The organism is Pectinatus cerevisiiphilus (assembly GCF_004341685.1).
Classification (GTDB): Bacteria; Bacillota; Negativicutes; order Selenomonadales; family Selenomonadaceae; genus Pectinatus; species Pectinatus cerevisiiphilus.
Genome location: NZ_SMAA01000006.1, coordinates 1 through 26427, shown reverse-complemented (window position 1 = coordinate 26427; position 26427 = coordinate 1). Strand labels below are relative to the sequence as shown.

Below are 26427 nucleotides of genomic sequence, written 5' to 3'. Positions count from 1 at the left end.
TATTTTTATCAGTATTTATCAGCAATTACCAAGTAATCACCTCGGTCTTTGTTCGCTGCTGCTAAAGCGGCATCGTTTTGGATGCCATCCCGCAGTACAGGCGCCAGCACTGTGATAGGCACTTCTGGACAAAGCGCATGGAGTTTTTCTACTACTCCCAGATGATAACTGCCGTGAAAATCTCCTTGTACCTGATAAATGAGTTCTCCCGGATGGGAAGCCAACCTATCAGCAATACTTTCAGCCATAGTATCATCTTTAAGACATTGTGCCTGATACATTGCCTGCCAGCGCGATGTATCTACCTGCATACCTTCGACATGCACTTCAGACATTGTCTTGAAGAAATTGTCACGGTAAGCTCCTTCCGGTGCATAGGTGTGTCTTGCCATCCATCTTTTATCAAGTCCCTCCAGACTGCCCGTCTTTGCATAATGAGCGGCCATTGAGCGTGGTACATTCGCAGCAAGCACAGGAATTCCTACCTTGCGAGCGCGTTCTACCATAGGACGATAATCTGTTTGGTAGCGCGGCCACGGACGTGATTTCAGCAAGAACTCATCTTCCGTACATCTTCCAGCCAAATAATCATCCAGTATAGGCTGTACATCTCTCTCAAACATTTCCATGGACAGAGTAATCTTGCCGTCCCGCAGCTCGATCAATGAATTAAAAAGTGCGTCTTCTGCTGTATGCAATGCCGGTTGGTCATGAAACTCACCAAAAAAGACTACCCCGTTCTGGTCTGCCAAATGTTGAGCCAATTTCTTTAATGGTATAGTTTTACCAGTAGCTGCTTCTATGATAACTGTACTGCCCAGCTCTTTAACTGGTGCAGCTTCCCCCCCTGCAGTCGGTAGCAGCAATGCAACTATTGTCAATAAAGTTCCCAGCAAATATGCACGCATTAGAATTTTACCTCTGCGCCAACGCGCCAAACACGCCCCGTAACATAAATATCGTCAACATGCTTATTGAGAATATTATCAATGCCGAAAAACGTAGAGAAATCCTTTGTCCATTTTTTATTAACAGAGAAGTTTACGGTGTTATATGTGTAAGCATTGGCATTATACCGGTAATTGCGTGTAAATTCATCCCAAATAACGGCAGTAATCCCACGTTCTTTATGGTCATCATAAAGCAGCTGCAATGTTGATGTGCTATCTGCCCGCCCGTCAAGACGTGTTCCTGTCAATTCATTCTTCGCATCAATATGGTCATGTGTCATCTTTAAAGTCCAGAGATCATTAAAATGAGTGCCGGCTTCTACTTCGACGCCATTAATTTTAGCCTGGCCTACATTAATATAACGATTTATAAATCCATCTGGGTCAAGGGCTTCCGTATCAATTAAGTTAGATACTTTATTACTGTAGTAAGTCACCTTACCGAAGTCCTTACCACTTTCAGCTTCAAGGCTGAAATCGTAGCTTAAACTCTTTTCTGGTTTTAAATCCGGATTTCCTAATACAGTAATTGTCATTGGTCCCATCGCATGATTCATTTTTATATAAAGTTCACTGATTGTAGGTGCTTTATAACCACGCCCATAATTTGCCTTAAAGCGGGAATGGTCGTTAAAATTCCAAGTCATGCCAATATGCGGTGTAGCATTAGAACCAAACTGATTGCTATGTTCCAAGCGTATAGAAGGTGTCAACAACAGTTTATCATTCACTTGCCAAAGATCTTCTATATAATTAGCGTAAGAATTTACCCCATGTTCTTCGGAAATTTTTGAATCACCTGCCAATGATCCACCAAGACGGGTGCCATCATAGCTGACCTTACGATATTCGCCGCCAAATGTCAGCGTATGGCGATCATTGGCATACAGCGTATCTTTCCCTTCTAATACCCAGGTTGTATACTTAGCTGTATCATAATCCCGTTTTGGATACATACTCCCAAGCATATCTTCCATCATGCCAAGCGACGGACGATCATTATAAAGATGGGAATCTTTTTTTAACTGGCTGTAGTAAAGACGAAATTCATACTCATTTCTGTTCGTACGTCCTGTATAGCTGATATCGCCGCCATAACCTTTGTTATCGAAAAATTCCCGTTTATCTTTTGCATAGATATATCTTGAGCTGGCTACACCCGGATAGTCCGAACGCAGATGTTCATTAAAATAATTCAACCCGAAGCGCAGTTTATTATGGTTAGCATTATTGAAATCATAAACTGTCGTAAAATCAAAATACTGCTTTGGTCCATACATTGCAACAGTATCCCCATCTGTCACTGTTCCAGTGCTGGAAACAGAATGCGAATGGATTCCCTGCGGCCGTACTTTAGTAAAACGGGCATTAAAGGATGTACTCCAATTCCCCGATTTACCAAGATCCAAATTATAGTAATTATTTATCTCGTCACTACCCGTACTGACACCAACCGTAGTTCCCGCTTTTTCCGGTACCTTGGTAATGATATTGATAACGCCGCCCATGGCATCGGAGCCATAAAGAGCGCCTGAAGGACCACGGACAATTTCAATGCGTTCAATGTTATCAACATTAATACGGTTAAGCGTATAGACGTTCTGTGTTACACTGGTATCTTCGCCTACCATCCGCTTACCATCTATAAGTATTAAGGTGTGGTTTGTACTCATTCCACGAATACTAACGGCATTTCCCGTCATACCAGCCTTGCTCAAATTTAAATTTCTGGCCAAACGTAAAGCTGCTGTCACATTTTCTGCACCCATACGTTTAATATCTTCAGCTGTAATTACTTCCACCGCTTGCGGTTCTGCTTTCACTTCTACTTCAGTTTTTGAAGCTGTTACAACGACATCACGGCTTTTTTCGCTATCTTCGGCTTCAGCAATTCCAGAGATATTGTAAACTGATGTCGCAAACATCATTGCTAAAGCTAATTTCATTGGCATTCTTCTTTTCATATTTTTTTCTTCCCCACAATTCCCTTTTATTTTTTATTTATTCCATCTATAGCAAATAAGCCTTTCCTGTAAGAAAATGACATCATTTTCCTAAGTATTCGCAGCATCCTTATCAACACCCCTCCTTTCCTTTTTCATTTAGGATACATACGAATGCTTTCCATTTCTGCCGGTTCCTGGAATCTCCCTAAACCAACAGCTATGAATCGTGTCTTTCTTCCTGGGCAGCAATATGTTGGACCGCCAAAGTATTTTTCCCAGTTAATAATGACTGCATACATTCCAACGTTGTCTGTGTTAAATTGATCTGCCAGAATTGTCCTGGAACAGTAAGTTCAAAAAGCACGCCATTATTATGTACCAAACCTCGTTCTTCCCAAAGGTCATAGAGCCACCGCAGTTCTTTCAGCCGCTCGTCCCTGCTTGCCAAAAGGTTTAAATTAAGCACACCGCGTTCCATCTGGTCTATAACACTTCTGGCTATACTTTCAAGCGGGGACTCCTGCATCATGACCATAAGCGGTTTTTGCCCTTTTCCCACACAGGCTTCATATGCTTTCAAGAACCGGTGGTTCATAATCGCATATCCGTCCAGACTGCCACCGGCACCACAGCCAAAAGGAAACATTGTAACTCCGGCTTTTGCCATGCTGTTATAAAGACTGCGTTCACGATTATTGCGGCTCCAATGGCAGTTGCTAAGGCGTTTATACGCCCGCTTTGTCAAAAAATCATAACCATAGGCAAACATCTTTGCCTGTTGGGCAGTCGTAGCTGCCCGTGCTATTTTTTTATCTTTAATTGCCTGGTTAAGTGCGCTGCCATCAAAAACATTCAACTGATAAAGATCCGCCCCATCCACACCAGAAGCCTCCAGAGCTTTTAAATCCTCCTGCCATACAGCCATATCCTGGTCCGGTAATCCATAAATCAAGTCAATAACAACAACGCACTGATGATAATCCAATAAACTTCTGAGCCGTTGGAGAACTGTCTCTTTATCATCCAAACGGCCAAGCTGACGACGAACTTTTGTATTAAAAGACTGCACCCCCAGCGACATGCGATTGACCCCACCAGACAACCAAACATCCATTTTCTCCGGCAGTAGATCGTGCACTCTGCCTTCTAAAGTCAATTCATAATCATTTGCCAGCGGAATACACTGTTGAATAGCTTTAAGTAATCGCTCCGCGTTACGTGCCGATAAAGACGTTGGCGTACCTCCGCCAATAAAAACTGTATGTACTAACCCTTGCTGCAACCGGGGACTCTTCTCTTCCCGCTGCAGTTCCTCAAGTAGATAGTCAACATAACGATCTTCCACTACCTGATCAATGCCATTTTGAAAAAAACCGCAGTACAGACACTTTGTCTTACAAAAGGGAATATGAATATAAACGGACTGTTCTGCACGTCGCACCGGAGGGACAGCCATCAACCTTTCCCAAGTTTGCTGCCCCTCAGTAAGAGACAACATTTTTCCCGGTAAGCCAGCATGAAGTACTCGTTTGCGTGGGAATCCTTTGGTGAGTGGATCTGCTCCATTTATTCCCAGCTGAAAATCCCGTTGTTCCGGCGTCAATAAAGCAAAAATCTCTTGGATTTCCATATTACACCGTCCCTAAGCGGCGCAGCGTCTCCCTGGCAAAATTTCTTGCCGCCTCCAGATCCGCTTCATTCGGATGTTTAGCTGCTTCTACATGCAAGGCATCACGTTCCGGGGTTCTACCATGTGGATGGCCGGCCGGAAACATCTTATACATCTGTTCAATGAGTTTCGGATCAATTTTTCCCTGACAAATAAATTGGTTGACTACACTTTCCGGATTTTGCAAACATTGCGCCCCCTTTACCAAACTGTCTATAGCATGCTGGGAATGTGGATCTGCACCAAGCGTCGCAAATAACGCAATGTGCTGATTAGTTAGCTGCGCCAAAAAATTTTTAGCAGCCTGATCAGGCAGACCACGGTCGACCCAATAACCAACAAAAACGCAATCTGCTGCCTGTATCATTTCCGGCTTAACCTCAGTTACAGGTAGGCAGGTGGTTCCTTTCGGCAGAACAGAAGTTACAGCTTCCGCCACCATTTTTGTGTTCCCTGTTCTAGATGAATACACAACGACAAAATTCATATAAATTCCTCTTTTCCTGAAATATTTCTAAGCTAATATTTAATCAGTTTCCATACTGCAATACGGAAAACACGCCAGATAGTGTTTACCCTCGCTCCCCATTTCCATAACTGTGACCTTTACATCATATAGTTTTTCCAAAGTTGATTTAACAAAAACCTGCTGCACTGATCCATCAGCCATAATCTGCCCTTTCTTAACCGCAATTAAACGATGGCTGAAACGTGCTGCATGGTTCAGGTCATGCAGTACCATGATGACAGTAATGGCAAAGCGACGATGCAGCCTGTTTACTAATTCCATCAGCTCCAACTGATAGTGAATGTCCAAATAGGTGGTTGGCTCATCTAACAACAAAATCTGCGGTTTTTGGGCAAGCGCCATAGCAAGCCAGGCTCGTTGGCATTCTCCTCCAGAGAGACTACTAAGGCTGCGTTTCTGCATATCAACTAGTCCAGTCGACTCTAAGGCCATATCTATTGCCTGCCGATCTGACTCTCCCAACTGGGAAAACATAGTCTGATACGGTAAGCGGCCACAACAGGCCAGATCCCTAACCGTCATATCACCAGGAGCCTGTGTCGCCTGTGGTAAAACCGAAAGCTGGCGCGCTGTTTCTGCCGAAGACATAGCCTGCATATCTCGTCCATTCAAGTAAACAGTTCCTGCTGCCGGTTTTAGTAACCTACCCAATGCTTTCAGCAACGTCGATTTCCCTGAACCATTTGGCCCAATTATAGAAACGATCTCCGGTTTATTAAATTCCAGTGTCAATGCTTCCGAAACTATATGTTTCCCATAATACAAACTAGCTTCTTTGATTGATAATGTTCCTGTCAATGCTTCATCCTCCGTTTCAATAGATATAAGAAAAACGGAGCTCCCAAAAATGAAAGGAAAATACCGACTGGCACTTCCACCGGGCTAAATATGGTTCGTGCCGCCGTATCTGCGCCCACTACCAGTATTGCGCCAAAGAGTGCCGATACCGGCAGTAAATACTCAAAATCTGACCCTACTAAAAGGCGCATAATATGTGGAACAATCAGGCCAACAAATCCCAGCAACCCTGCCACACTTACAGCCGACGCTGCCAGTAGGGCGGCCAACGCCACCAAAAGTCCTCTAGACCGCTGTACATTTACCCCCAGTGAAGCAGCTACTTCGTCGCCCAGCTGCAATGCATTAAGCTTTCTACAGCTGCAAAGGGAAGCTAATATTCCCACAATACTATAGGGAATAATCATATAAACATGCTGCCAGCTGCTACCACTAAAGCCACCTGCCAACCAAGTCACAGTTCCCTGGATTCGATCGGAAAAAAACACTGATAAAGCAGTAGTTCCACCGCCAAAAAAAGCTGCCACTGCTACACCGGCCAAAATCAACCGCAAAGGATTGATTCCATTCTCCCATGCGAGTAAAAATACAATTATAACAGCTACTAAAGCTCCTCCAAAGGCTGCAAAAGGTACAAGACTGGTAAATTCTGGTGCAATCAGCATCAATGCCATTGCTGCCAATCCGGCACCGGCAGTAACACCGATAATCCCTGGATCGGCCAACGGATTACGCAAAATTCCCTGTAATATGCACCCTGATAACGCTAGATTGGCTCCCACCATTACCCCGCAAAGCACCCTTGGTATCCGCAAATAATTAATAATACGATAATTCTCCGTATTTGCCGTGCCCAGCAAAGTTCCCCAGATTTCATGTAAGGTGATCGGCACAGCCCCTGCCGCAATGCCTATTCCCATAGCCAATAACAAAAGAGCTGCACCGATAAATAAAGTCAGCTGCCGCCGAACAGAGCGCTTATCATTAATTACAGATTGCTGTGAAATCAGTTGCTCCATTACTTCACCACCTCTGGTTCATAAAGATCATGGTAAAGAATTTCTAAAGAATTACCTATCTTTGTCCCCGGGTTCACAGAAAACAAGCTTCCTGATAAATAATAGATACGTCCCTTTTTCACGGCATCAACGCCCTGCCAAAGACTGCTTTTACTCATCTCTGCCTTAAAGTTTTCCACTAGTTCCGGACTTGGCATCATACTAATAAATAAAATTACTTCTGGATCCTGCTTAGTGACATATTCCATGCTTAAAGGCACGATTGCCTCATCCAAGGTCTGATCCAGATCGGCGATATTTCCACCACCCAGTTGTTCTACCAAATCACCGCTGAAAGATTTTCTTGTTGCCATATTTAAGCTGCCTGGCGCACCAAAAATAATCAGACTTCTAGGTGGAGTTTTTCCCTTTACCTTGCTTACTACCTGATTATAAGAGTCTTCAATACGTGTCTTAGCAGATGTAGCCATCTCTGTATTTCCCGTTAAAGAACCAAAGAAGTCCAATGTTGATAATACATCTTCATATGTATCCAGTTTATTGATATAAAGAGGAATCCCCGCTTGTTGCAACGTTTCACGAATATTTGTATGGAAAGGCACATTTACGCCTATTACCAGATCTGGATTAAGCGACAAAATAGTTTCTATATTGGGATTATGTATCATACCAACTTCTGGTACATCTTTACTGGCTGCCTGCAAATCATCATCCATAGATTGTGAAGTGGGCTTGCCTATAGCTTTTCCACCTGCGGCATAATACATATCCATATTTGACACATTTAGAAAAATTACCCTTTGCGGATGAACCGGAATACGCACATTTGTTCCCGTACTATCTGTAACCTCACGAAAAACTGTTTTCTCACCGGCGTCCCGATGCGTCCCCCAAAAAAGAGCTGCGCCTAAAACAGCAAGCAGCACAAGTCCCAGGAAAATTTTGATGTTCTTTGACAAAATATTAACTCCTTTGACAATATACTCTGTATAAAAATATTCCGCTATTTAATGCCTAGTCTAGCGCAAGTTAAAAACCAAGGCCTGTGTAAAGGATACTGACTTCCCAGAGGCGTTAGGATAAGGACAAGCTGACCGCACCGCCTGCAAGGCCGCTTTATCCAGTATCCCCCCACCAGAAGAAATGACACTGAGACTGACCAACTGCCCATTAGCGTCTAATTGTACTGCCATAGTTACCGTCCCCTCTAACTGCCGCTTGACAGCCATGTAAGGATATTCTTTAGAGGCTTCTACCCGATCTGCGAAACCATCAAGATCAAACGGGCTGCCGCCATTTGCTCCACCAGCGGCTGGGGCACTACCATCACCCGAACTGCCAGTTGCCGCGCTACCACCACCAGAGCCGCCAGTTATGGCATCGCCATCGCCCGAACCACCATTCCCTTCGCCACTAGAAACACCGCTCGAATTTCCCGTCATTTCGCTTGTATCGCCAATGGTAGTATTACCAGTGGCAGTCCCCGCCGCCACAGTAATATCTGTTGCAGCAGCGGGAACTGTAGAAGATGTAGTCAAAGCCGCAGCAGCTTTCCCCATTCGACTGTTTATTACTGCAGCCGGCAGTGGTTCTGGAAATAATTGTTCCGGCGGGGTTGGTGCTTGGTCATTCGTACCGAGCCGCGTATTTTCAACCGCATCCAAATCAATGACATACTCCACTTCTGGTTGCTTGGTCATATAGTAACCGTTAAAGACCAATCCCAGGCAGATAATTACTCCAATATGGAAAACCAGTGAATATAAACCTGCTCGGCGCCAACTGCAGCATCCTTCTGCCATACAATCACCCCTTTTTCTCAGCTGCAATACCCAATTTTTTGACACCAGCAGTCTTCAGCATATCCATGACCGCTGCTACCTGCCCATGCATTGTCGTCTTATCTGCCTGTAAAACAACAGCAAGGTTTGGATTTGTAGCTGCCTTTTCCTTAAAGAAAGCTGCTGCATCAGCAAACGACATGGATTTACCATCGACCATAATATGTCCTACGGCATCCACTGTAATGACAATGGGCATTTGTGTCTGCGCTTCTGCTGAAGATGCTTGCGGCAGCTGAACAGACATTGCCCGCTGTGTCATTGTCTGCATACTATTCATCATAAAAAATATCAGCAAAAAGAAAACAACATCTATCATGGGAATAATCATGAACTTCGGTTGTCTGTTAACGTGAATATTCCGAAACATCATGCGCTTTCACCTCGTTTATGTTCCAAAACGAAGAAACAAATATTCTCTGTATCCATCAACACATTATCAAACTGATGCGAATAAAATGTGTATATAGCAAAAGCAATAACCGCTACACAAAGACCTGTAGCAGTGGCGACTAAAGCCTCTCCGATGCCTCCGCTGATAGCCATAGCGGCGCTGCCCTCGTCCATAGCACCAAAGGTAGCTATCATACCCGTGACTGTCCCAAAAAGTCCTAAAAGCGGTGCTACAGTTACAATCGCACTAAGGTAATCAAGATGCTTTTGTAATCCCGTTATTTCCACTGCCATGCGTTCCTCAAAAGCATCCTTAACAGCTGTCGTGTCAAGATTTGGACTACTGGCATGGACTAATCCCGCCTTTATGGTTCGGCTGGCAACTGTATCAAACTGATTACATACTTTAATAGCTTCTCCCCAGTTTTTCTCATCCAGCGCCTTATGGATTCTATCTTCCAAACTATTGTCACGATGCCAGTTATGATGATAATAATTCCAACGTTCCACTGCGATAGCAACTGACAGCAAAGAACAGAGAATCAACGGATACATGACTAATCCACCTTGGTTAAAAAGATGAACTACATATGCAAAACCATTCATTTTTTGCCTCCTAGTAAGAAATACTTTATGCGTAGTTGATAATGATAATGGTTATCATTTGCATAACAATAACGAATATATCATCTAAAAGTAATTTTGTCAAATTTTGCTAAATTATTATTATATTAATGTTTTTTATTAAAGACGATCTTTCCATAAAATAAAAAAAGCTCTAGAAAGCACTAATGACAAGTATTCCCGCTAATTTATTTTATAGTGAAATACACAAGCAATTTATCTAACTATGCTTTTTAGCATAAGCAATAATAAAATTTACACCAATATAATAAGATAATATTATTAAATTTTCTGTAATTATATAAATATTTTCTGCACTATTTCTATAAAACACCTGTATTTATAACTATCTACCTTAAAAGATATAGGTCTTGCCAATTATCATCTATATAGTATAAAATAAATGTGTTTTATAGCCTTTTTATGAATGTGACAAATAACAAAGCTGGATAATAATATAAATAATTTATTGCAAGGAGAATTCCTATTTATGCTGCAAGCAACCTATACGAAGGAAACATATCAATCATTAAAGGGGAAACTTTTTTCCGCTTACAAATATCTTCTTGCCAAGGACGATCCGGCAAATGCAGAAAAAGTCAGGCAGTTAGCCCAAAAACTGATAAATAAGGAATTTACTATAGCCTTTTGCGGCCATTTTTCTGCGGGAAAATCGAAGATGATAAATAATCTGCTTGGCAGGAATCTACTGCCATCAAGTCCTATCCCGACAAGTGCCAATCTTGTCAGGATAAAACGCGGTGCCAATTATGCCAAAGTCTTTTTCAAAAAAGGAAAACCCTGCCTTTATCCTGCACCATATGATTACGAAACGGTGAAAGCATATTGTCGTGATGGTGACCAAATCCAAAAAATAGAAATAAGCAATGAAAAAATCAATTTGCCCTCTAACGTTGTAATAATGGACACCCCCGGTGTTGATTCTGTCGACGATGCGCATCGTCTTTCTACAGAATCGGCCATTCATCTTGCTGATTTGATTTTTTATGTGATGGATTATAACCACGTCAAATCTGAACTTAATTTTATGTTCACCCAAAATTTAACTAAAGCTGGTAAAAAAGTATGTCTGGTTATTAATCAGATAGATAAACATTCCGAACAGGAAATCCCTTTCACGGATTTTCAAGCTGGTGTCGTTGAAGCCTTCGCTGCATGGGGAGTAAAACCTCTCAAAATTTTTTACACTTCTATGAAGGATGAAAAGCATCAGCATAACCAATTTACGGCATTAAAAACTTTTTTAAACGATAATTTACTTGCTAAAGACCAGTCCCTTTTGGTATCAGTTTATAATTCGCTGCACAAAATTATGGCTGACCATCTTACGCTTTGCCAGGAAAAAGATGCGGCAGTAACCAAACCACTAAGCTTACTTTTAGAGGGACTTAGCAACGAAGAAAAAACAAATCTTAATGATGATTATCTTGCCTTGCAGGAAAAAGAGCGCCAATTACAGCAAGAAACTACAGAGCTGAAAAAAAGCTTTGAAAAGGAAATAAACAAGATTTTGGATAATGCTTACCTTATGCCTTTTCAGACTAGAGAATTAGCAAAGTCTTATCTGGCAGCCTGCCAGCCGGGATTTAAAATAGGTCTTTTCTTTACCAAACGGAAAACATACGCCGAAAGAGAAAAAAGGTTAAACCTTTTTTATGAGGATATTATCGAAAAAACAAAATCGCAAATTGAATGGCATATTGCTAGTTTTTTGACCAACTATCTACAGAAAAATCACATAAATGACAGTTCACTAATGACCTCTATACAGTCACTTGCCATTTCTTTTCCTGCCAGCCTGCCTGCAAAAACCGTTAAAGAAGGCGCCCGTGTATCTGACGAATCTGTAACAAATTATACGGATGATGTAGCCGCGGAAATAAAACATTTTACCAAAAGTGTCATCACTCCTTTAGGTGGACAAATACTTGCAGCAGCACAAGAAAAAAAGGCTGCGCAACAAAAACAGCTTGCCCAAAAATCAGTAGAACTGCAAAAATATATTTCAGCTTTGGCAAAAATTCACGAACATAGTACAAAATTAGCTAAAGAAGAGGAAAAAGTCGATAATTTACTCAAAAATGATACGATAACAATAACCTCTGCGGAGTATTTGGCATTTGCCAGTGAAAAGCAGGATTTTGCAGTAATAAAAGAAGCCGCCAAAATAGAAACAACACATTCAGTATCACCAATGCCGCAGACTAATACGACAGCAAATATTAAATTGACAAAAACGGCCAATTCATTTACTGCTGATAAAATGGAAAATATGGCAGAAAAATTGTGTAGGTCAGCTGCCGCCATAGAAAATCTGCCCGGTTTTGTGAAATTGGCTGCTGAACTGCGTAATAAAGCCAAACGTCTGCGCAACAAGGGCTTTACTGTATCCTTATTCGGCGCTTTTAGTGCTGGTAAATCTTCATTTGCCAATGCGCTTATCGGTGCAAAGGTACTACCCGTATCACCAAATCCCATGACAGCAGCAATAAATAATATAAAACCAGTGGACGCCAAGCACCCGCATGAAACTGCCATTGCTAAAGTCAAAACTGCGGCCAATATACTTGCCGATATAAATTGCGCGTTGAAATTATTTTCCCTACAAGCATCTGACCTTACTGATGCCATCCTAAAAATAAAAACATTACTGACGAACCCCACTCCTGAACAAACTACCCTCGAAAAAACAAGTCTATCCTTCCTTCAAGCCTTCGTACAAGGCTATAATTTTTTTGCTGATTTACTCGGCACTTCACTAAAAATAAATATAAATGAATTTAGTGACTATGTGGCACTGGAAGAAAAATCCTGCTTTATTGAGTGGCTTGATCTATATTATGATTGTCCGTTGACACGTAAAGGGATAACTCTAGTTGATACACCAGGCGCCGATTCCATAAATGTCCGGCATACTGATGTTGCCTTTAATTTCATTAAAAATGCCGATGCTGTTTTATTTGTCACTTATTATAATCATGCTTTTTCAAAAGCAGACAGAGAATTTTTAATTCAATTAGGCCGTGTGAAGGATTCTTTTCAACTCGATAAAATGTTTTTTATTGTAAATGCCATTGATTTGGCAGATGATGAAGAAGAAAAAAATACCGTTTTAAATTATGTCCATAGCCAATTAACTAAATATGGCATAAAAAAACCGTACTTAAGCGCAGTGTCCAGCTTGCAAGCCCTAAAGGAAAAAAGGGAAGAGTCCGCGGCTACAACTTCGGGTATGGGCTCTTTTGAAAAAACTTTTTACCGCTTTATTACTAACGACCTTGCTGAAATAGCAGTTACAGCATCACAGCATGAATTAGTAAGAATAGCTGCTTTGCTACAAAAACTTATCAATAGTGCGCAAAAAGATGACGCATTGAAAAAAGCCGAAAAAAATGCTGTTGAAAAACAAAAACAGCTAGTAATAAATCTTATTAATGAAAAAACAGTGCTAAATCTACAGAAACGTTTGCAACAAGAAAATGCTGAATTAATTTATTATGTTAAGCAACGGGTTTTTTACCGTTTCAATGATTTTTTCCGGGAAGCGTTTAATCCAGCAGTGCTACGTGACGACAGGAAAGATTTGAAAAAGGCACTAAAAAACGCCTTAGCTGAATTTCTGGAACAACTCGGCTTTGATTTTGCGCAGGAACTACGTGCTACTACGTTACGGCTTGATCGTTTCGCGGAAAAACTGCTTCTTGAATATGGTGCTGAAACGACACAAGCTGTCAAAAAAATAAATGCAGATCTTTCCTTTGCCGCTATCGAAATAGCACATAATGCCGAATTGACCTTTACAAATGCTTTTACAACTGTTCCGCGCGAAAATTTCTCTAAGGCAATGGCTTATTTTAAAAATGCCAAGTCTTTTTTTGAAAAAGACGGTTCCCAATTAATGAGTAATGAGCTGCAAAACATATTGCTCAAATATAGCGAAACCTATTTATCGGCAGAAAAGGAAAAAATAAATTTATATTATGATAAATTACTTATCAATGAACTGGAAAAAATAGTAATGACTATGCAGGAACAGGTCACTGATTTCTATATGGGTCTGCTTGCTGTTTTAGAGGACAGAAAAGTGCTAGAAAATCTCATTACTGCCAAAAAACTATTAGATGAAAACGTACATTGTTGATCTTTTGTAAATAGGTAATAAAAATGCATTGCAATAATCATCTATTGCAATGCATTTATACTGGGACATATTAATTTAAAACAAATTGGTCACAAACACGGCTTTATGCGACAGGCAGTGGCATAACGTATTTAAAAACAGTTATGAAATGGGAAACACTGCCACCTATTACAAACAAGTGCCAAACGGCATGGTTGTAAGGGATTTTTTTATCCAAGTAAAATATTGTCCCAATGGTATACGATATACCACCTGCTAACAACCAGTATATTGCTGCTGCGGGTAAGACAGCAAGCAACGGTTTTACCATCACTACAGCCAGCCAGCCCATCAGCAGATAACATAACGTGGAAAAATACTTAAATCTCTTTACAAAATAAATCTTAAAGACGATACCTACAAGTGCTAATCCCCATATAACACCGAATATAGCCCAGCCTAAGGTACCGTGCAAAGGAATCAAGGTAAACGGCGTGTAGTTACCAGCAATCAATATATAAATTGCCGCATGGTCAAAAAACTTTAGAATTTCTTTTACTCTTTTTCGCGAAAAACTGTGGTAGAGTGTTGATGCTAAGTATAAAAGTATCAGCGATACCCCGTATATGATGGCTGCGGCCATTTGCCACGGCCCGCCATTTATGTAGGCTTCGATAATGAGCACTACGAGCGCAATCACTGCGAAAAAAGTACCAATCCCATGAGTAATCGCATTTATCTTTTCTTCCAAAACATCATTTATTCTAGCTCTGGACATTTATTGTCATCCTTCCCTAAATTGCACAGTGACTTATAAATTAAGTCATTTCAATAAGATATAAACTACTTATACCTTTACCTGTGATTATACCACATTTTTTCTAATAAAGTTGTGACAAACAGACACGTATAAATAGGAATCTTATAGCTAAACTGTATTTTTTGATATTAATTATCATTTTTGTCGATTTTTGACATTTCTCTTTAAAAGTATCATATTAACAGTAAATGCTTTCAGGTAATTCTTGTAAATATTTATTGTCTTGGTGTATTATTATAAGTGAAGTATATGATAATCGTTTGTTTTACAGCTAAAAAATACAGACATATTCTAATAATTTATTTTATATACTATACAGTATTTCAGTATAAATTTAATAAAAAGGATAAGTACATATGTTAAATCAATTTTCACGAACAGAATTATTATATGGCCCCAAAGCGATGGAACGATTAAACGAAGCCAGCGTAGCTGTTTTCGGGGTGGGCGGTGTAGGCGGATATACTGTTGAAGCACTAGCTCGAGCCGGTATAGGTAAATTGACAATTGTCGACGATGATAAAATCTGCCTTACAAATATTAACAGGCAGATATATGCTTTATATGAAACAATAGGCAAATATAAGGTTGACGTAGCAGCAGAACGCATTCGGCAAATAAATCCGAAATGCGTGGTCAGACCGCTAAAAACATTTTACACGCCTCAAACTGCGGATGAAATTGATTTTAAATCGTTCGATTACGTTGTCGACGCCATTGATACAGTAACGGGAAAGATAGATCTTGTCGTTCAGGCACAAAAGAATAATACTCGTATTATAAGCGCTATGGGTGCGGGGAACAAGACAAACCCGTTGCTCTTTGAAGTCACTGATATCTATAAAACCTCTGTCTGTCCTCTGGCTAAAGTCATGCGTAAGGAATTAAAAAAAAGACAGATTCCCAAATTAAAAGTTGTGTATTCAAAAGAAAAACCGGCCACTCCCATCAATGACCCTGACAATAGCTGCCAGTTCCATTGTGTCTGTCCTCCCGGTACAGTTCGAAAATGTACGCAACGGCGGCAGATACCTTCCAGTAACTCTTTTATTCCGCCCATTGTGGGAATGATTATAGCCGGTGAGGTAATCAATGAATTGGTAAAAAAAAATAATATATAAAGAAATGGCTGCCCATATACGGCAGCCATTTCTTTATATATTATTTTCTTCAAAGCGCATAAGTAAAAAACATAAATCCGATAGTCTATTTAAAAATAATTTATCCTGTTTAGGGACTACTTCACTTTGTGCTAGCGCCAGCACCCGCCGTTCAGCGCGTCTTGCCGTTGTCCGTGCCAGATCAAGGAACGCCCCGCACAAGGTATCACCTGGAAGTATGAAAGCTTTTAGCGGAGGTAATACTTCTTCAAGATCAGTGATCTTCTTTTCTAATATGCCCACTTCTTTTTCAGTGATAAGTGGTGCTGCACCTATACTAGCTAAATCTGCCATAAGTGACATATTTAATTTCTGCACAGTTTCAATAGTCTCTTTTATTTCTTTTTTTGCCGATGCTGCTTTTGCCATCGCTAAGGCTGAATTTATTTCATCCACGCTGCCATAGCTTTCTACACGCAATGAATCCTTTGCTATACGCTGCCCTGTATACAGGCTGGTCTCACCCTTATCGCCGGTCTTCGTACAAATAGACATATACTAACCTCCTCTAAAATATCAGAAAATTTCTGCTTCCGAGAAGAATACATGTATTTCTCGTTTGGCGCTCGTAGCACTGTCAGATGCATGGACAGCGTTACGAGTTTTATCTGTTGCAAATAATTTGCGTATGGTACCTGCTTCTGCCTGTGTAGGATCTGTAGCACCATGTATAGAGCGTACTCTTTCAATAGCATTATCGCCTTTTAATACCGCAGCAACCAATGGGCCAGATGTCATAAAAGTAACTAATTTTTCATAAAACGGTTTGCCTATATGTTCTTTATAATGTTTCGCTGCTAATTGGTCATTCATTATGAGCATACGCATGGCGATTATCTTCAATCCGTTTGCTTCATAAATAGCTAAAATTTTTCCTATGTTGTTTGCTGCAACTGCATCAGGTTTTATTAAAATTAAAGTTTCTTCCACCATTGTGTTATTATCACTCCTGCTTTTCAGATACATAATTTGCTGCAAGAAGATGATAGTTGAGAGCAGATTGGTGTATCGCCTCAATTTCATCTTCATGCAGTTCTCTTTTTATTTTGTATGGTGATCCGAAAATCATAGAATTAGACGGTAAATGTGCTTTATGCGTAACAAGGGTACCTGCTCCAATAATACTATTTTCTCCTATTGTACACATACCTAGCAATATTGACCCCATTCCAATAAGGCAATTATTGCCGACACTGTCGCAATGCATTACTACATTATGTCCTACTGTAACATAATCACCGATGATGGTAGGCTTACATGCCATCACATGTATGGTCGTATTATCCTGCACATTAGTACACTTTCCAAGGACAATGGCATTCATATCACCCCGCAGAACGGTATTATACCAAATGCTTGAATCATCACCAATTGTTACGTCGCCGATTATAGTGGCCGTAGGTGCAATAAAAACATTCTTACCAATGCGCGGCATTTTCCCCTTATATGGAATGATGGGCATACTGTTACCTCCTTATTTTACAACCATGACAGGCACGTCTGAGTATTCAACTACTTTTTGACTTTTGCTGCCTATAAATGCTCCTTTGAAAAGACCGAGACCTCTGCTACCCATTATGATGAGATCTGCTTTTTCTTTTTCTGCTATTCCAATGATTGCTTCATGAACGGAACCTGTTTCAACGTGTTTTTTCGCCTTCACGCCTGCCGGTAATTTGTCCCATATCGCATCAAAGACCAAATTACTAGGAATAGACTTGTTTATATGACTAGAAACATAAACAAACTCGAGCTCTGCTCCGCCTTTTTTAGCAAGGTCGATTGCTCTATCAACGGCTTTGCACCCATCTACCGAACCATCAGCCGCAACTATTATTTTTTGTATCTTTTTCATGACAATCTCCCCTATAGTATATTTCCCTATATATTCTTATTTTCGTTAAAATTTAATAAAATCCTTTTTATTCATATTAATTTTAGCATAAAATGGATGCTATTGCCTATTATTATGTTTCGCCTAAATCATCAAGATAGGATAAAATTAAGGTATTTATGCACAATTTACTTTGCTAATAACTAAAACTCCGCCATTACATCCCATTTTCTCATGATGTCTTAAACTCGTAATTGTCCTGATAACTTTTTTATGTTATAACATAGTAGTCGATATCATCTACTACGTAGTAAAGAGGTTATATAATGCTCAATATAGGAAACCATATTTCTTCCGCAGGTGGTTTTTTAGCCATGGGAAAAGAAGCTGTCAGCCTTAAGGCAAATGTCTTTGCCTTTTTTACACGCAACCCACGCGGTGCACGGGCAAAAAAGATTGATGAAAAAGATGTCAGTGCTTTTAACGTGTTTTGTCGTGAAAACAATATCATAAAATTAGTAGCACATGCCCCTTACACACTAAATGCATGTTCTGGAAAAGAAGAAATACGGCAGTTTGCACAGGAAATAATGAAAGATGACTTAAAAAGAATGGAATACGTTCCTGGTAATTATTATAACTTTCATCCAGGCAGTCATGTCGGACAAGGTGTAGAAAAAGGAATTGAGGAGATTGCCCAATGCCTTAACGCAATCTTAACACCTCAGCAAAATACTACAGTCTTGTTAGAAACCATGGCTGGAAAAGGAACAGAAATAGGTCGAACGTTTGAAGAAATACAAGCAATTATCAATAAGGTCAATTTACAGGAAAAAATTGGTGTCTGCCTTGATACCTGCCATGTTTTTGATGCCGGCTATGATATAGTTTCTGACCTGGATAGTGTCATTGGGCATTTTGATGAAGTGATTGGCTTGGACAGACTGAAGGCAATACATTTAAACGATAGCAAGAATCCTAAAGGTTCACATAAAGATCGCCACGAAAGGATAGGAAAAGGCTGTATAGGCCTCACCGCACTAACGAATGTCATAAACCATCCCAAATTGCGCCAGCTGCCTTTTATTTTAGAAACGCCAAATGACCATGCCGGTTATGCCGCAGAAATAGATTTGTTGCGCAAAAGATTTAGATAACGAGCTTAGTTTTGTTAGTAAAAATAGAATTTTATGGCAATATATGTTAATATATATCTGGATAACGATAAAGAAGGGATGATAGTTATGATCAAAGCTTTTAACGGGAAAAAACCCGTTATTGACAAAAAGGCCTATGTCTTTGAAGATGGTTGTGTAATAGGAATGGTAGAATTGGCTGAATACAGTAGTATTTGGTTCAATGCAACTGTTCGTGGCGATATAGCCCCAATAAAAATAGGGAAATATACAAATATACAGGATAATGCCGTACTCCATGTAGCTGATGACCTGCCTTGTATCGTAGGCGATTATGTCACTGTTGGCCATAGCGCTATTTTGCATGCCTGCACCGTTGAAAATAATTGTCTGATCGGTATGAATGCAACTGTATTGGACGGTTCCGTCATAGGTGAAGGCTCTATTGTAGGTGCATGTGCCCTCGTTACCAAAAACACAATAATTCCGCCCCATTCATTGGTGCTCGGTATGCCGGCCAAAGTTGTCAAAACACTTGATGAAAAATCATTTGCCAGCTTACATGCGCAGGCTTTAAAATATAAAACCGCTTGGACAGAACAATATGGTATTTTACCTGATGCCGGTGGAGAAAAATATTATGGAGAAAAAATAATATAATAATTATTTGCCATCGCATTTATAAATACCTAAACAAAAGCTGCCTCCTGTTTAACACAGAAGACAGCTTTTTTTATTAGGAATGACATTAAAAACATTACTGGTTAATTTTTTGCTTTAATACATCAACGGCCGTATTTAACTGATTATCGTCATTAGCGTTGACGTCAAATGTCACCGGGACATCAGGTTCAATACCGACACCATCTATAGAGCGTCCGCTTGGTGTATAATATTTGGCAATGGTGAGTTTAAGGGCAGTCCCACTGCCCAAAGGAATTACCTGTTGTACAGATCCTTTGCCATATGATTTCACACCTACTAGTGTAGCCGCCCCTGTATCCTGTAAAGCACCAGCCAGAATTTCTGACGCACTGGCACTATTTTCGTCGATTAGCACAACAATAGGATATTTCTGTTCTTCTAAGCTTGAGCTATATACTTCCTTATTGCCGTCATGGTCAACAATGGAAACAATAGTTCCCTTAGGAACAAGTTCCTTGGCTATTTCCACACAGCTAGTGAGCAGGCCGCCTGGATTTGAACGTAAATCCAGAACCAATCCCTTCATATTTTGCTTTTGTAAATCTTGGTAGGCCTCTGTAAATTCTTTACCTGTGTTTTCCGAAAACATAGCTATCCTTATATAGCCAACATCATCAGGCAGCATCTCATGCGCTACACTGCTAGTCTTGATCGTAGCTCGTGTGATACTGACATCTCTTTGCCCATCATCATTTTTTATCGTGAGCGTCACATCCGTATCGACAGGGCCTCTTATATGGGAAGCGACCTGGTCAAAAGAAAAATCTGTCGTTGAAGTTCCATCAATAGCAACTATTTCATCACCTGGTTTTAAACCAGCTTTTTCCCCCGGAGTATCCTTCATGACAGAAATAACACTGACAATTTTCTTGTCTTTATTATATTGCATGACCACGCCTATGCCACCAAAAGAACCTTCTGTCTGCTCCATGAGACGTTTATAAAGATTTTGGTCAAGGTAGAGGGAATGGGGATCATCCAAAGAACCTACCATTCCTTTTATCGCGCCATTAACCATCTTATTCGTATCAATATCATTGACATAATATGTTTTGACCAATCTCATTGCCGCGAATAAACGTGCCACATCAGTAAACTGGTATCTATTGAAACCCAATAAAAAATATATACCAGAAACAGTGAAAAGTGACGATGCTATGAAAACGATAAATATCAGCGCCGCTAAAAACTTTTTGTTAACTTTCATAAATATCACATCCAATAGTTTTTTACCGTCATCAAAGCTTCAATAAAATCATAAATAATTGAGAGGATTAACGGGTTCACCGTTTTTACGCACTTCAAAATGACTATGCGGGCCGGTAGAATTGCCTGTAGAACCGCAAAAAGCTATAACTTGTCCTTGTGATACATGCTGGCCTTCACTGACGTTAAGAGATTGGTTATGACCGTATAAGGTTTGCAAATTACCACCATGACTTATGATTACAGCATTGCCGTAACCAGATATCCAGCCTGTGAAAATAACGGTTCCATCCGCAGCTGCATGGATAGGTTCTCCATAATCGCCGCCGATATCAATGCCGCTGTGAAAAATTTGGGTACCATAGATAGGATGGGTACGCCAGCCAAACGGTGATGTTATTGGCCCTGAAATCGGCCAAATAAATTGTCCACTGCCACCGCCTGCATTATCATCTGAATTGCTGCTTGTATATGCAAGGATCATTTGTTCTACCTGGCGCGATGCGGCCATAAGTTCATCATAAGCACGTTCAGCAGTTGCCCTGTCATTTTTCACTTTATCCAGCAGTACCTGCTGTTGGGCCTTTTTCTGTTGTAAAATATCAGCCTTTTCTTTAGCTGTTTGTGTCAACTTTTCAGTTTTACTGCGGTCATCTTCAAGTTCTTTTTTAGTATTTACAATAACCTGTTTTTCCTGCAATATGCCGTTGATGAGATCGTAATCATACCTTATAATCCGCTTGATTAAATCCATACGGGTGAGAAAGTCAGAAAAACTATCAGCACCAACAAGTACTTCAATATAACTAATCTGTCCATGCATATATATATCGCGCAGTCTTTTATGTAAAATCTTTTCACGTTTATCCAGATTTTGCTGCGTTTTTTTTAAAAGAGCTTCATTTTCATCAATCTTTTTCTGAGTAGTATCGAGCTGTCCTTTGACCTCATTATAAGCAGCTGTCGCACTATCTACCTGTTCAGCAAGAGTGCGCATTTGTTCGGAAATCGTATCTTCTTTTGCTTTTGCCGAATTAATTTCTGTCTGTTTATCATTTGCCTGTTTTTTTAAGCCATCTAGTTTATCCTGCAATGATGCTGCAAATACCGAGCCACAAAAAAAGATAAGGACAACAGTTGTAGTTAACACATACCATAATCGTTTGTGAAAAAACATAGACAAATCTCCCTATACCTCAAGAAAGCGTTTTATCGATATAACACTGCCTAAAGCGCCGATGACAATACCGCTTAAAATGATAATTATCGTTATATATGTCAAAAACGGATACAATGGTATTAAAGGGAAAAACGTCATCATATCGTAAATTTTTTGGGTAAGTGCCATATAAGCCAGACGAAGTAAAATAGCCGCAATATTACCACCTAAAAAACCAAGGACTACACCTTCAAGCAGGAAAGGCCAGCGAATAAACCAATCAGTTGCGCCGACGTATTTCATAATAGCTATCTCTTTACGCCTTGCAAAGACAGTTAAGCGAATCGTATTGGAAATTATAAAAATAGTAGCTCCAGCTAAAAAGATTATTATGGCAAGACCGATCAACCGTATCAATCTCGTCAAATCAAACAGGTGCTCAACAATATCCTGTGCATACACAGCAGTGTCCACTCCGGGAAAATTTTCCACTTCTTTAGATGCTGTTTTTACTAATTGGGGATCTTTTACCGTAATTTCAAATGCATTAGGCAATGGATTCGTCTCATCAAGCGCGCTGAGCAGGTATTTCTGGTCACCTAATCTTTCGGAGAAACGTTTCATCGCGTCCTCTTTAGAAATATAATTTACAGTATCTATGCCTTGCAGCGAATTTAACTTTTGCCGCAACGCTTCAGTCTGCTCTTTTGTTATATCATCTTTTAAGTAAACACTGATTTGCACTTGCGATTCAAGAGTAGATGCCATGCGGTCAAGATTGACAACAACCATCAAAAAGAGCCCCAGTATAAACAAGGATATTGTAACTGTCCCGATAGAAGCAAGCGACATCCAATTATTGCGTTTTAAAGAGGTAGCAACTTCTTTTATGAAGTATTCCGTTGTCCTAAACTTCATATCCATAGCCTCCGGAGGCTTCATCGCGCACGATACGCCCATCTTCTATTGCCAATACGCGCTTTTGCATCGTATCAACTATCATTTTATCATGTGTTGCCATTACAATAGTCGTTCCCGCAGCGTTGATGCGTTGAAAGATATCCATAATTTCCCAGGATGTTTCCGGGTCAAGATTGCCGGTAGGCTCATCGGCAATGATAAGTGCGGGATTATTAACAATCGCCCTGGCTATTGCAACGCGCTGCTGTTCACCACCAGATAACTGTGAGGGAAAGCATTTATATTTATCCCGCAGGCCTACAACATCTAAAACACTGTTAACACTACGTAAAATAAGGCGCCGCGGTGATTCAATAACCCGCATTGCAAAAGCGACATTTTCGTAAACTGTCTTATTAGGCAAAAGCCGATAGTCCTGAAAAATTACACCCAGACTGCGTCGCAAATATGGTATTTCGCGATTGGGCATTTTCTTGACATTATACCCATTCACAAGCAAATGTCCGGAAGTAGGCATTATTTCACGCAATAGTAGTTTGACAAAAGTAGATTTACCAGCACCGCTGCTTCCTACTATAAAGACAAATTCACCACGCCTTATAGTTATGTCCACATTGTCCAGTGCCACTGCACCATTATCATATACTTTTGATATACTTTTCATTTTTATGACATTTATTTCAGTAGGGGATTTCATTAAAGCAGTTCTCCTTAATTACTGTGAGAATTGATAAAAGATAAACATATTTTATCACAAATATGCTCCCTGCTGCTAACTTTTTTTCCAGCAGAAGCAAAGAAACTCCAGTGATAGAAAAGCATTCAATCAGCCAGGACTTTATTGCCTGTTTCCGTTATTAGAATAGTTTTTTCCCATTGCGCGGAAAGTTCCCCATCCTTTGTATAAACGGTCCAGCCATCATCTTCATCTGTGAAAACGTCAAAAGTTCCAGCATTTATCATCGGTTCAACAGTAAGTACCATGCCAGGGACAAGAAGCATACCGGTGTTTTTTTCACCGACATGGCTTACAAATGGTTCTTCATGAAATTTCTTACCAACTCCATGTCCGCCTAAAGCTGTAACAACAGAGTATTTATTTGTATGCGCATGTTTTTCAATAGCTGCGCCAACATCACCAAGAAAATGCCACGGCTTAGCAGCATTTATACCAAGTTCCATACATTGTCTGGTCACTTCAACTAGTTTCTTCGCTTCATCAGAAACATTGCCTATCATAAACATACGGGATGCATCAGCAAAATAACCATCAAGAATGGTAGTTATGTCAACATTAACTATATCACCATCGCGTAAAATGGTATTTTTTGACGGAATACCATGGCAAACAACATTATTTATTGAAATACAAATGCTTTTCGGATAACCTGCATAGTTCAAACATGCCGGTATGCCGCCATTCTCAATAATAAAATTATGTGCCATATCATTTAAGGTAAGTGTATCAATACCCGCTTTGATATTTTTTGCTATTAGGTCGAGTGTTGCATTATTTACTTTACCGCTTTTAATAATGCCTTCTATGTCTTTTTCATTCTTAATAATTTCATGCGGCGGCTTTATCTGCCCCATTTTAGGATCGAACTTTATACCAGCTATGCGTTCATCAAAATCAAGATGACAACGCTTATATTTAAGACCACTACCACACCAACAAACATCGTTTCTATGCAAAATATATACCCCCATTAATTTATATATCTGATGTACAGTAAAAGTTCTTTTAAAACCGACCTAATTCAACTGGGGTGGTTTTTACTTTTCACCAAATAAGAATAAAATTTAAGTTGTTTATCTGTAACTACTTATTATTCTTGAAAGTAGTTTAATAACCCTTTATATTATACATACATTCTTATTGCCGAGCAATTATCCAGTTAAGATAAAACGATTTCACAGAAAAACTTTCATCTTATTTTTTAAAAGCACTTAAAAAATTATTATTGTTTACAACGATACATTTAAACGTTATAATTAACGAATATATACATATGAATTTGCATATTATTAATAAGGAGATGAATGATGAATCGTAATTAAAGATTCATCCATATTTTATGAGAGAAAATTATTCAGTATATCTTCCCCAGTACAGTGTAGGCCCTGAATGTTATGATGAAATAGGCGATGTTACACATTATTTTGGCAAAAAAGTTACTATAGTGGGCGGCAAAACAGCTTTACAAAAAGCTGAACCTTCTATAAAAAAAGCAATAGCTAAAACTAACCTTGAATATTTGGGTACTGTTTGGTATGGCGGCAATTCGACCGAAAATAACTTAAAAGCAGTACTTAACAATAAACTAGTGCAAGATGCTGATATTATTTTTGGTGTTGGTGGCGGCAGAGCCATAGATACTGCCAAGGCTGCCTCTGATACCCTAAATAAGGCATACTTTACCTTCCCAACAGTGGCATCGAACTGTGCGCCTTCCTCTGCAATCTCCGTCTTATACAATGAAGATGGTTCCCTGTCCAGATATTATTTTACTAAAAAATGTCCACTGCACGTATTTATTAATACAAAAATTATAGCTGATTCCCCGGAAGAATTATTATGGGCGGGAATAGGTGATGCCCTTTCCAAAGAATGTGAAGTTGAACTGGCAACAAGAAATAAAGAATTATTCCATACACCGCTTATTGGTCTTAAAGCTGCAGGAGCCTGTACAGCACCGCTGCTCGAATTTGGTGAAAAAGCACTTGAAGCAATAAAGGCAAAAAAACCTGATTTTGCCTTTACACAGGTAGTTTTAGATATAATAATAAGTACCGGTATTGCTTCTAATATGACCTGCTCCGCCGTAAACAATAAACTGGAATATTATTATAACTCATCACTGGCCCATTGTTTTTATAATGCTTACATGGCTTTGCCGCAAGGGCATGATTACCGCCATGGTGCGGTTGTATCATATGGGGTGCTTATCTTACTCACATATGATGGACAAATCGAAACACGAAACAAGATCGCTGCCTTTAATAAAAAATTAGGACTGCCAGTTACTCTGAAAGAAATTGGCATAACCACCGAAAAAGAAATTGACATTATTATAGACAAAGTGCCGGGAATAAGCGAATGGAAATGTGTTCCTTATAAAGCAGACCAAAAGAAATACAAAGAAGCTATCTTAGCTGTCGATGCATATGGTAAAACCTTATAAGATTATCTGACGAATAAACAAAGGCCAGTATACACCTCTATTATGATGAGTGTATACTGGCCTTATTTATCTATTCATTTACTTTTCCCTAAATGTAATACAGTGCCTTATCGCTGTTAAAACTCAATTAACAACGTAGCATAAAATCCTTTTTCAATCCGGTGAACGTACCCTCGCCTAAAGAGACGGGAGCTTCCTGATTCTACGAGAACCGCACTGCAATTCCGAGGAACTGCAGCGACTTACACTCTCTCCACAGGCGTAGATTTCCGTGCGACCCACGGTATTTTTACGAGTTTCGTCAGGCAGACATTCGCCTGGCTTCTTCCCGAATATTTATGGCAGCGTTCTTATCCCGGTTATGGTGACTGCCACAATTAGGGCAATCCCA

General features: G+C 39.8%; 26 protein-coding genes. 5 read left to right on the top strand and 21 right to left on the bottom strand.

What is annotated here, in order from left to right; all coding sequences use genetic code 11:
• Positions 1-8 precede the first annotated feature (8 nt).
• The 10 genes from EDC37_RS05150 to EDC37_RS05105 form a co-directional block, all read right to left on the bottom strand.
• Positions 9-938 carry a ChaN family lipoprotein gene (locus tag EDC37_RS05150; protein WP_132548616.1) on the bottom strand — a complete coding sequence of 310 codons (930 nt, stop codon included), beginning with the start codon at positions 936-938 and terminating at the stop codon, positions 9-11.
• Positions 908-2914 (bottom strand): TonB-dependent receptor plug domain-containing protein, encoded by a 2007-nt coding sequence (locus EDC37_RS05145; protein WP_132548614.1) that lies wholly within the window; start codon positions 2912-2914, stop codon positions 908-910. Before EDC37_RS05145 ends, EDC37_RS05150 begins: the two co-directional genes overlap by 31 nt.
• A 199-nt stretch (positions 2915-3113) precedes the next feature.
• A complete protein-coding gene (gene hutW, locus EDC37_RS05140; RefSeq protein ID WP_132548612.1) occupies positions 3114-4526 on the bottom strand; it encodes a heme anaerobic degradation radical SAM methyltransferase ChuW/HutW in 1413 nt (470 codons plus the stop codon).
• 1 nt (position 4527) lies between these two features.
• Positions 4528-5052 carry a flavodoxin family protein gene (locus tag EDC37_RS05135; RefSeq protein WP_132548610.1) on the bottom strand — a complete coding sequence of 175 codons (525 nt, stop codon included), beginning with the start codon at positions 5050-5052 and terminating at the stop codon, positions 4528-4530.
• A 39-nt stretch (positions 5053-5091) separates the two neighbouring features.
• Complete coding sequence (locus EDC37_RS05130) at positions 5092-5892, bottom strand: ABC transporter ATP-binding protein (protein ID WP_132548608.1); 801 nt, start codon at positions 5890-5892, stop codon at positions 5092-5094.
• Entirely contained in the window at positions 5889-6911 is a 1023-nt protein-coding gene (locus tag EDC37_RS05125) for a FecCD family ABC transporter permease (RefSeq protein ID WP_132548606.1), read from the bottom strand. Before EDC37_RS05125 ends, EDC37_RS05130 begins: the two co-directional genes overlap by 4 nt.
• Positions 6911-7870, bottom strand: a complete 960-nt coding sequence (locus tag EDC37_RS05120) for an ABC transporter substrate-binding protein (protein WP_132548604.1) — start codon at positions 7868-7870, stop codon at positions 6911-6913. Before EDC37_RS05120 ends, EDC37_RS05125 begins: the two co-directional genes overlap by 1 nt.
• Positions 7871-7930: 60 nt before the next feature.
• Positions 7931-8713, bottom strand: a complete 783-nt coding sequence (locus EDC37_RS05115) for an energy transducer TonB (protein WP_132548602.1) — start codon at positions 8711-8713, stop codon at positions 7931-7933.
• Positions 8714-8717: 4 nt separating this feature from the next.
• Positions 8718-9125, bottom strand: coding sequence for an ExbD/TolR family protein (locus EDC37_RS05110; protein ID WP_196589763.1), 408 nt, complete (start codon positions 9123-9125; stop codon positions 8718-8720).
• Positions 9122-9751, bottom strand: coding sequence for a MotA/TolQ/ExbB proton channel family protein (locus EDC37_RS05105; protein ID WP_132548600.1), 630 nt, complete (start codon positions 9749-9751; stop codon positions 9122-9124). Before EDC37_RS05105 ends, EDC37_RS05110 begins: the two co-directional genes overlap by 4 nt.
• 508 nt (positions 9752-10259) lie before the next feature.
• Here EDC37_RS05105 and EDC37_RS05100 point away from each other — a divergent pair.
• Positions 10260-13931: a dynamin family protein gene (locus tag EDC37_RS05100; RefSeq protein WP_132548598.1), complete on the top strand. Its 3672-nt coding sequence runs from the start codon at positions 10260-10262 to the stop codon at positions 13929-13931.
• A 103-nt stretch (positions 13932-14034) separates the two neighbouring features.
• Here EDC37_RS05100 and trhA read toward each other — a convergent pair whose 3' ends face one another.
• Entirely contained in the window at positions 14035-14688 is a 654-nt protein-coding gene (trhA, locus tag EDC37_RS05095; protein WP_196589791.1) for a PAQR family membrane homeostasis protein TrhA, read from the bottom strand.
• A gap of 398 nt (positions 14689-15086) precedes the next feature.
• Here trhA and EDC37_RS05090 point away from each other — a divergent pair, with 398 nt between their 5' ends.
• Positions 15087-15851: a tRNA threonylcarbamoyladenosine dehydratase gene (locus tag EDC37_RS05090; protein WP_132548596.1), complete on the top strand. Its 765-nt coding sequence runs from the start codon at positions 15087-15089 to the stop codon at positions 15849-15851.
• Positions 15852-15884: 33 nt separating this feature from the next.
• Here the strand turns inward: EDC37_RS05090 and EDC37_RS05085 are convergent, their stop codons facing one another.
• From EDC37_RS05085 to EDC37_RS05070, 4 genes are read right to left on the bottom strand one after another with little or no spacing between them, the layout of a single operon-like run.
• On the bottom strand, positions 15885-16385 hold the full coding sequence (locus tag EDC37_RS05085) for a cob(I)yrinic acid a,c-diamide adenosyltransferase (RefSeq protein WP_132548594.1): 501 nt from the start codon (positions 16383-16385) through the stop codon (positions 15885-15887).
• 21 nt (positions 16386-16406) lie between these two features.
• Positions 16407-16820 (bottom strand): nucleoside-diphosphate kinase, encoded by a 414-nt coding sequence (ndk, locus tag EDC37_RS05080; RefSeq protein ID WP_132548870.1) that lies wholly within the window; start codon positions 16818-16820, stop codon positions 16407-16409.
• Positions 16821-16833: 13 nt separating this feature from the next.
• Complete coding sequence (locus EDC37_RS05075; RefSeq protein ID WP_132548592.1) at positions 16834-17352, bottom strand: gamma carbonic anhydrase family protein; 519 nt, start codon at positions 17350-17352, stop codon at positions 16834-16836.
• Between the two features lie 12 nt (positions 17353-17364).
• A complete protein-coding gene (locus tag EDC37_RS05070; RefSeq protein WP_132548590.1) occupies positions 17365-17745 on the bottom strand; it encodes a universal stress protein in 381 nt (126 codons plus the stop codon).
• Between the two features lie 305 nt (positions 17746-18050).
• Here EDC37_RS05070 and EDC37_RS05065 point away from each other — a divergent pair, with 305 nt between their 5' ends.
• Positions 18051-18881, top strand: a complete 831-nt coding sequence (locus EDC37_RS05065) for a deoxyribonuclease IV (RefSeq protein WP_132548588.1) — start codon at positions 18051-18053, stop codon at positions 18879-18881.
• A gap of 87 nt (positions 18882-18968) precedes the next feature.
• Positions 18969-19520: a gamma carbonic anhydrase family protein gene (locus EDC37_RS05060; RefSeq protein WP_132548586.1), complete on the top strand. Its 552-nt coding sequence runs from the start codon at positions 18969-18971 to the stop codon at positions 19518-19520.
• Between the two features lie 97 nt (positions 19521-19617).
• Here the strand turns inward: EDC37_RS05060 and EDC37_RS05055 are convergent, their stop codons facing one another.
• From EDC37_RS05055 to EDC37_RS05035, 5 genes are all read right to left on the bottom strand, one after another.
• Positions 19618-20772: a S41 family peptidase gene (locus tag EDC37_RS05055; protein ID WP_132548584.1), complete on the bottom strand. Its 1155-nt coding sequence runs from the start codon at positions 20770-20772 to the stop codon at positions 19618-19620.
• A 48-nt stretch (positions 20773-20820) separates the two neighbouring features.
• Positions 20821-21948 (bottom strand): murein hydrolase activator EnvC family protein, encoded by a 1128-nt coding sequence (locus tag EDC37_RS05050; protein WP_132548582.1) that lies wholly within the window; start codon positions 21946-21948, stop codon positions 20821-20823.
• 12 nt (positions 21949-21960) lie between these two features.
• Positions 21961-22848, bottom strand: a complete 888-nt coding sequence (gene ftsX / locus EDC37_RS05045; RefSeq protein WP_132548580.1) for a permease-like cell division protein FtsX — start codon at positions 22846-22848, stop codon at positions 21961-21963.
• Complete coding sequence (gene ftsE, locus EDC37_RS05040) at positions 22838-23548, bottom strand: cell division ATP-binding protein FtsE (RefSeq protein WP_132548578.1); 711 nt, start codon at positions 23546-23548, stop codon at positions 22838-22840. The genes ftsX and ftsE overlap by 11 nt, the downstream gene beginning before the upstream one ends.
• A 125-nt stretch (positions 23549-23673) precedes the next feature.
• A complete protein-coding gene (locus EDC37_RS05035) occupies positions 23674-24546 on the bottom strand; it encodes a type I methionyl aminopeptidase (protein WP_132548576.1) in 873 nt (290 codons plus the stop codon).
• A 383-nt stretch (positions 24547-24929) separates the two neighbouring features.
• Between EDC37_RS05035 and EDC37_RS05030 the strand changes: the two genes are divergently transcribed.
• Positions 24930-26036, top strand: a complete 1107-nt coding sequence (locus EDC37_RS05030) for an iron-containing alcohol dehydrogenase family protein (protein WP_132548574.1) — start codon at positions 24930-24932, stop codon at positions 26034-26036.
• A 301-nt stretch (positions 26037-26337) separates the two neighbouring features.
• On the opposite strand, the gene EDC37_RS05025 is transcribed toward EDC37_RS05030, so the two are convergent.
• On the bottom strand, positions 26338-26427 hold a 90-nt coding region (locus EDC37_RS05025), incomplete at its 5' end, for a zinc ribbon domain-containing protein (protein ID WP_132548545.1).